The sequence below is a fragment of the Lachnospira sp. genome, from assembly GCF_016290755.1.
In the GTDB taxonomy this organism is placed as follows: Bacteria; Bacillota; Clostridia; order Lachnospirales; family Lachnospiraceae; genus Lachnospira; species Lachnospira multipara.
Genome location: NZ_JAEEVD010000011.1, coordinates 46738 through 54489, shown reverse-complemented (window position 1 = coordinate 54489; position 7752 = coordinate 46738). Strand labels below are relative to the sequence as shown.

The following is a 7752-nucleotide window of genomic DNA, read 5'->3' as shown; positions in this document are numbered from 1 at the left end:
GGTGATTTAAACGCTGATGGTTATGTTCAGTTAACAGCAGGTAAGTTAACAAACGGTAAGCTTACAGGTTCAGGTAATGATGGTAAGTTTGTACCAGCTTCATATGATGGTCTTTCATTCTACTATACAGAAGTTCCATCTAACATGAACTTTACATTAAGAGCAAAGGTAACAGTTGATCAGTGGTATTTATCAAATGGTCAGGAAGCATTTGGTCTTATGGCAGCAGATCAGCTTGGCGGTTCTGGTTGGAACAATGCATATTACGCAGCAGTAACAAAGACAGAATATTATGTAGATGCTGATGGAAATGTAACAACAGATACAACAGCAACAAAGGTTACACAGAAAATCGGTATTGAATCACTTGAAAAGACAGGTGTAACAGCAGAAAATATTTCTTTAATGGAAGCTAATGATACAAATACAATTAATAACAATTTCTCATCATCAGCTTATCCTTTAGAGCAGAGATATTCTGATTCATCAAATGTAATCGGAAATAGTGTTAATACAAGTTCTGATCAGAATATTACAGAAATGTATTTAACAATTCAGAAGAATAACACAGGTTATTTTGTAACTTACGAATCAGTAGATGGTTCATATTCAGTAACAAAGAAGTACTATGATACAGAAGCTCTTTCACAGATTGATGCAGATTCAGTTTATGTAGGTTTCTTCGTATCAAGATATGCTCAGGCAACATTCTCAGATGTAACATTTACAACTGTTAGTCCTGAAAATGATGCTCCTGCAGAAGAGCAGCCAGTTGAAACAATTGAAACAGTAGCAACAATTGATTCAGCAGCTACAACAAATAAGTCTACTTACGAATTACAGTTCACAGCTAACGCAGATGGTGTAGCAACAGTTTACCAGAATGGCGAAGCTATTAAGGAAGTAGCTGTAACAGCTAATGAGCAGGTTAAAGTAGAAACAACACTTAACTTAGGTAGCAATACATTTACAGTTAAGTATGATGCAAATGATAATTATGTTCCTGGTGAATATAAGGTAATGAGTAATTATGATGAAATCACAATTAGTCAGACAGTAACATACAATGCATATAATGGTGAAACAATTTATGTATCTCCAAACGCTAATGGTACAGGTAGCAAGGAAGATCCAGCTGACTTACAGACAGCAATTAAGTATGCTCAGCCAGGTCAGACAATCGTAATGATGGAAGGTACATATAAGTACACAAGTACTGTAACAATTCCAAGAGGAACAAACGGTACAGAAGATGCACTTATTTACTTAATCGCAGATCCAGATGCAAGCACAAGACCAGTTATTAGTGGTGCAAATGCAAGTGGACATGCAATGGAAATCGCAGGTAACTACTGGTATATCCAGGGTATTGACGTTACAGAGTCAGCTGATGGTAAAGATGGTATTCACTTAAGTGGTAGCTATAACACAGTTGATAATGTAGAGACTTATGAAAATGGTAACACAGGTCTTCAGATTTCAAGACTTTCTGCTAATGATGCAGATAAGTCAACATGGCCTTCATACAACTTAATTCTTAACTGTACATCTTACAATAACCACGATAAGGGTTATGAAGATGCTGATGGTTTTGCAGCTAAGTTAACATGTGGCGATGGAAACGTATTTGATGGTTGTATTGCACATAATAATGCCGATGATGGTTGGGATCTTTTCGCTAAGGTTCAGTCAGGTGCAATTGGTGTAGTAACAATTAAGAATTCAGTAGCATATGCAAATGGATATCTACTTGATGGTACAAATGCTGGTAACGGTAACGGATTTAAGATGGGTGGCGATTCAATGACAGGCTATCATATCCTTTATAACTGTGTAGCATTTGATAACAAGTCAAAGGGTATTGATTCAAACTCTTGCCCAGATATTCAGATTAGTATGTCTACATCATTTAATAATGAAGCTAACAACGTAGCACTTTATACAAATACAGCAGCTAACACAGATTATTCTGCATCAGGTATTCTTTCATTCAGAACACAGAATACTGATAATGCTGAAAATATTAAGCTTGTAGGTAGTCAGGATTCAACAAAGGTTTACCAGTCAACAAACTACTTCTGGAAGTCAGCATCAGGAGAATCAAAGGATGCTTCAACAACAGTAACAAGTGATTGGTTTGAATCAGTAGATACAGGTATGGATTATACAACACATGTTTACAGCGAATTACCTGTAACTCGTAATGAAGATGGAACAATTAATATGAACGGTCTCTTAGTCTTAACAGATAAGGCTGCAGAGGGAACAGGTGCAACACTTAACGCAAGTACACTTACAGCATCTAAGGAAATTACTGTTTCAGAAAATGTAACAACAGGTTTAATATCAGAAGTTGCAGCTGATGAAGATGTAACATATGCAGTACTTGATGGTGATGGTGTAGTTGTTACTCAGGGCGAAAGCTTTGTAGTAAGATCAGCAGCAGATTTTGCTAAGTTTGTTAAGGTATTAGTTGACGGCGTTGAAGTTGATCCAAGTAACTATGTAGTAACAGAAGGTTCAACAATCGTTACATTTAATGCAGCTTACTCAGCAACACTTGCTACAGGTACTCATACTGTAGAAATTGTTTCAGAAGATGGAGTGGCAACAGCAACAATTACAGTAGCAAGCGCTACAACAGGTGAAGTTGCAGCAGATACAGCTACAGTAGTAGCAGCAGATTCAGCTACTGTAGCAGCAGATTCAAGCGAAGTTTCAACAACTGATAAGAAGACAGGCGATAGCGCAATGCCAGTTGTTTATGTAAGTCTCATGGCATTAGCAGCAGTAGCATTTGTTACTAATAAGAAGAGAAAGAACGCTTAATAGATAGTCGAATACAAGATTTTTTCTTAAGGTTTAAATTAAACAAAAGACCCTTTATTACTGAATTAATAAAGGGTCTTTTAATAAATAACCAATGATAAAACATAAAAAGTACAATATTACATCTTGGGGAATGACTAATTTTTATGTATAATTTCCACAGCAGACAAAGGGACCACCGCAAGGGTTCGTAGACGGGCATGAAGTATATATACAATTTAATAACGGGAGGACAACACAATGAAGTTTAAAAACTTTAAGAGAGTGCTTGTAGGGGTATTAGCATTTGCGCTAGTTATCGCTTCAATTCCATTTTCTGGAAGCTTGGTAAGTGTAAAGGCTGATGAGTTAAGCAATGGTTTAACTGCAACAGAAGCCGTAAAGGGTGAAACTTACAAAATGACTTTTGCTGGATTAGATGGAAGCGATTACAAACATACTCCAGGTACAAGCTTAGGCTTAGTAACATTTGTAAAGAACACAGCTAACAATGGCGCACATGGTTTGACTATGAACGATGGTGCTGAGATTACTGTAAAGGTAGCAGGACCTTGTACAATTACAGTTTCATCATGTTTTTATGCTAATGAATCGACAATTCTTTATATGAATGGAGAACAGGGTCAAAAGGCAAAAGTTGGAACTGATGGCGATACTTTAACTTACGAATACACTGGTGGAGCTGGAGAGGTTACATTTAGTGCAGTTGATGGTACAACATGGATTCATGAAATTACAGTAACACCTAATCCATATGTTGCTACAACAACAACATGGAATTTCAATAAGTCTAATGCAAACTATTCAAGTGCATATTCATTAGCACTTCAGGGAGCTAATAATGGTACAGGTACATTTGAAGGCTTAGAGATTGATGCTACAAATGGTAAGTTAGCAGCAAGAGATTCAGATGCACAGGCTAATGCAGGTACAACAATTACAATTCCTGTTGGCTCATATTCAAACTACACACTTAATGTAGTAGCTTATAATGGCGCAACAATGAGTGTAGATGGTGCTACACTTACAACAACTGAAGCAATTTCATGGAACAACTATTCAGTAACGGGAACTACTGATGAAGAAACAGAATCAATTGTACTTTCAATCGATTCTAATACATATATTAAGGAGATTTCATTGACTGAGGCTAGATCAACAGACCCAACACAGGCAGGAAATGGAAAAATCGACGTAGTTGACTTTGGTGCAGAGCAGTTAGATAGTAGTGTTTACAATAATTTACTTACAGAAAGCATTCAGACAGCATTTTACGGTTCAAGTGTTGCAGCTGGTACTCCTGGTGTAAATATTGGTGACTTTACTATTTATGATACAGAAGGTAACGAATTCATTTATTTCTGTGCTGGCGGTAAGACAAACAACAGATATAGAACAACTAATACAAACTTAACTAGATATGATGAAAAGAGTAAGAAGGATGCAGATGGTAATGAATACAAGGGTTACATTTATTCTAACAATCAATCAACAGATAGCGTATATATGAACTTTACATTAGTTGAAAATGATATTTTAACATTAATGCTTGGTTCAAACGGTGGTGATGCTACATATTATTTAGTATCTCCAAGTGGAAATATTCAGACATTTAATTTTAAAAACAAGGCTGGTCTTGAAGAAGCAACATTCTATGCTGCTGAATCAGGCACATATAAGTTATACTGTACTAACGAAAAGTTAGTAATTGCAAGAGCAACAAGAGTTCACACAGTTCCAGTTAAGATTACAGGTACATCTACATATGCAGATCCTAATGGTCTTGGAACAGCAGCTCCATCAGGTTACAGCTTAGTATTTACTAATAAGCAGACAGGTGGAGAAACAGTTGCTGAAGTAGCAGCAGATGGCTCATATAAAGCTTTCCTTTATCAGTCATTTGATTATGAAGTATCATTAAAGAATGCTAATGGTTATGTTATTGCAAGCCAGGATAAGTTAAGTGTTTCATCAGATGTAGAGTCACTTAGCCTTGATTTTGTAATCAATCCAGTAGAGCTTGTAACAATTACAGGTAATATTACAGGTATTAGTGCAGATGCGGCTGCAAAGGTACAATTAGCATTTAAAGCAGATAAGATTTATGTTCCAGAATTAACAATTAATAGTGATTTATCTTTCACATTAAAGGTTGAAGCTGGTGTTACATATGAAGTAGTAGCAACAGATGCTGCTGATTACACATTATTAACAACATCTATTGAAACAGATGGAGATGCTGTAAAGAATATTGAATTTGCAGCTAAGGATACATATGATGCAACAATTACACTTGCAGGTATCTCAAGTGAAGATGCTAAGAATGCAGTAATTACATTAACTAATATTAATGATACTTACGAAGATGGTACAAGCTATGTTTATACATATAACTATGGCGATAATATTTCCTTAAGAGAAGGTCAGTATTCAATTAAGGTTACAGGTATTGGTAACTATGCATACGAGCAGGCTCCAACATATGATTTAAAGCTTGGTTCATATGATAACACAGCTGATAAGACAGGTAATAGCGTAGAAGTTAAGTTCTATGATGTTACAGATTGGAATTTCTCAGTTTACAATAAGGCATATGATGGAAATGGTATCGAGACAATTAATGGTAGCAATTACTACTATGGTTTAGCTCTTAATGAAAATGTATTAGAGAACAAGACATACCTTCTTCTTAACGAATCAGCAGATGCTGAAGGTAATACAGTAAATGGTACAATTGAAGTACCAGTTAAGGCTGGCGATATCGTAACATTATCATACTGCTATAGCGCTTACTTTACAGCAGGTGATGTAACAGTAGCTAATAAGTCAGGTTCAACAAGTTTAATTGAACAGACAGAGGTTGTTGCAAGCCAGGATGGCACAATGACAATTAAGTCAAACGGTGGTCAGACATACTTCACAGAGATTAGCGTTGTAACTCCAACAGAGTATAAGAGCGTTATTACAGTAGGTGCAGATAAGGATTACCAGACAATTAATGATGCATTAGATGCAGCAAGAACAATGCAAAGAACAGATGACCAGGAAGTTACAATTGTAATTGATCCAGGTACATATCAGGAAATGCTTGTTATTGACGTTGACAATGTTAATTTAGTAAATGCAGCAGGAGATGCAGCAAGTACAGATCTTACAAATTCAGGTGTTGATATCGTAGATACAGCAGTTAGAATTACATCATACTATGGACATGGTTATGCATACTATAGTATGGATAAGAATTGTAAGTATAATGCAGATTTATTAGATGTTAATACATACAATGGTTATTATTCATTCCAGAATCCAGGTTCTGGTACAACAAACGGAAGCTACTGGAATGCAACAGTAGTTGTATATGCAGATGGCTTTAGCGCAGATGGAATTATTTTTGAGAACTCATTTAACCAGTATCAGTCAGAGCTTGCAGCTAACGATACAATCGTTGCACTTAGCAGTGCTAAGGGTGAATCAAAGGGTGCAAGAAATGACTACGAAGTTGGTTCAACAGCAGTTCAGGCAAAGGCTTATGTAGAAAGAGCAGCAGCTCTTGCAATCGTAAGCAATGTTTCAGATACATATTTTGATAATTGTAAGTTCATCGGTAGACAGGATACACTCTATGGTGGAACTGATTCTACAGTAGTATTTGATCAGTGCCAGATTTATGGTGGAACAGATTACATCTTCGGTGGTATGGAAGCTATTTTCTATCAGTGTGATTTAGTAGCTAACACAAGTGAGGATGCAAACGATACTTTCTACATTACAGCAGCTCAGCAGTCTTCTGGTAGAGGTTACTTAATGTATGAGTGTACAGTTACATCAACAACACCAGGTGTTGATACAGCTTCAACAAAGCAGTCTAAGCAGGGTTACTTTGGTAGACCATGGCAGGCTAATACAGCTGAAGTAGTATTCTACAATACAACAATTGAAACAACAGATTTCTATGATGGTGAATCAAAGCTTCTCATCTGCGATGAGGGATGGAATTCATCACTTGGTGGAAAGTCTACATTAAGCTATGAATATGGTTCAGTAGATGAAAATGGTAATGCAGTTGATACATCTAGCAGAGTTTCATGGTCAACATTACTTACAGAAGCTAAATTAAATGATGGTACAGAAATTAGCTTTGTAAACTTCGTTGGTAAAGATTTTATATTAGATATCATTGAAGATGGTGGCTTAAATTGCATTAATTATGAAGTATTAGATGGTGCAAATTCAACAGTAACTGTAGGTGAAGGATTAATAGTAAGATCTGCAGCAGATATTAGTAAATTCGGAAGAGTTACAGTTGATGGTGAAATAGTTGATCCTTCTAATTACACAGTAACAGAAGGTTCAACAATTATTGAACTTTCAGCTGATTACTTAGCATCACTTGGTGAAGGTTCACATACTGTTACAATTCTTTCAACAGATGGCGCAGCATCTACAGTATTTACATTACTTGCAGCTGAGCCTTCAACAGAAGAGCCTTCAACAGCTGAGCCTTCAACAGAGGAACCAGCAACAGAAGAGCCTTCAACAGAAGAACCAGCAACAGAAGAGCCTTCAACAGAAGAGCCTTCAACAGCTGAGCCTTCAACAGAGGAACCTTCAACAGAAAATACAACTGGCGAAGTAGCAGCAGATACAGACGTAGTAGCAGCTGAAACAACAACAGCAAGTGCTACAGAAGCTTCTACAGCGGCTAGCAATACAACAGAAGTTGCAGCAGATACAACTGTTACAGCAGATAGAAATAATTTCGTAATCGGACTTGCTCTAGCAAGCGTTTCAGCAGCAATTGCAGCTGGTGCAGTAGCAGCTAGAAAAAAGGAAGAGGAAGAATAAAACAAGGTTAGTAAAAGCAGTTAATGAATTAATACTTAGCTTTAAACTGACATAAAAAATAAGCTTGCAATCATTAAT

2 protein-coding genes are annotated in these 7752 nt (G+C 36.5%); both read left to right on the top strand.

Translation table 11 applies throughout. From position 1 onward, the window contains the following. Positions 1-2829: hypothetical protein (locus tag QVA17_RS04695; protein ID WP_330635155.1), on the top strand; the 2829-nt coding region annotated here is incomplete at its 5' end. Between the two features lie 240 nt (positions 2830-3069). Next, complete coding sequence (locus tag QVA17_RS04690; protein WP_287386795.1) at positions 3070-7674, top strand: pectinesterase family protein; 4605 nt, start codon at positions 3070-3072, stop codon at positions 7672-7674. Positions 7675-7752: the final 78 nt, after the last annotated feature.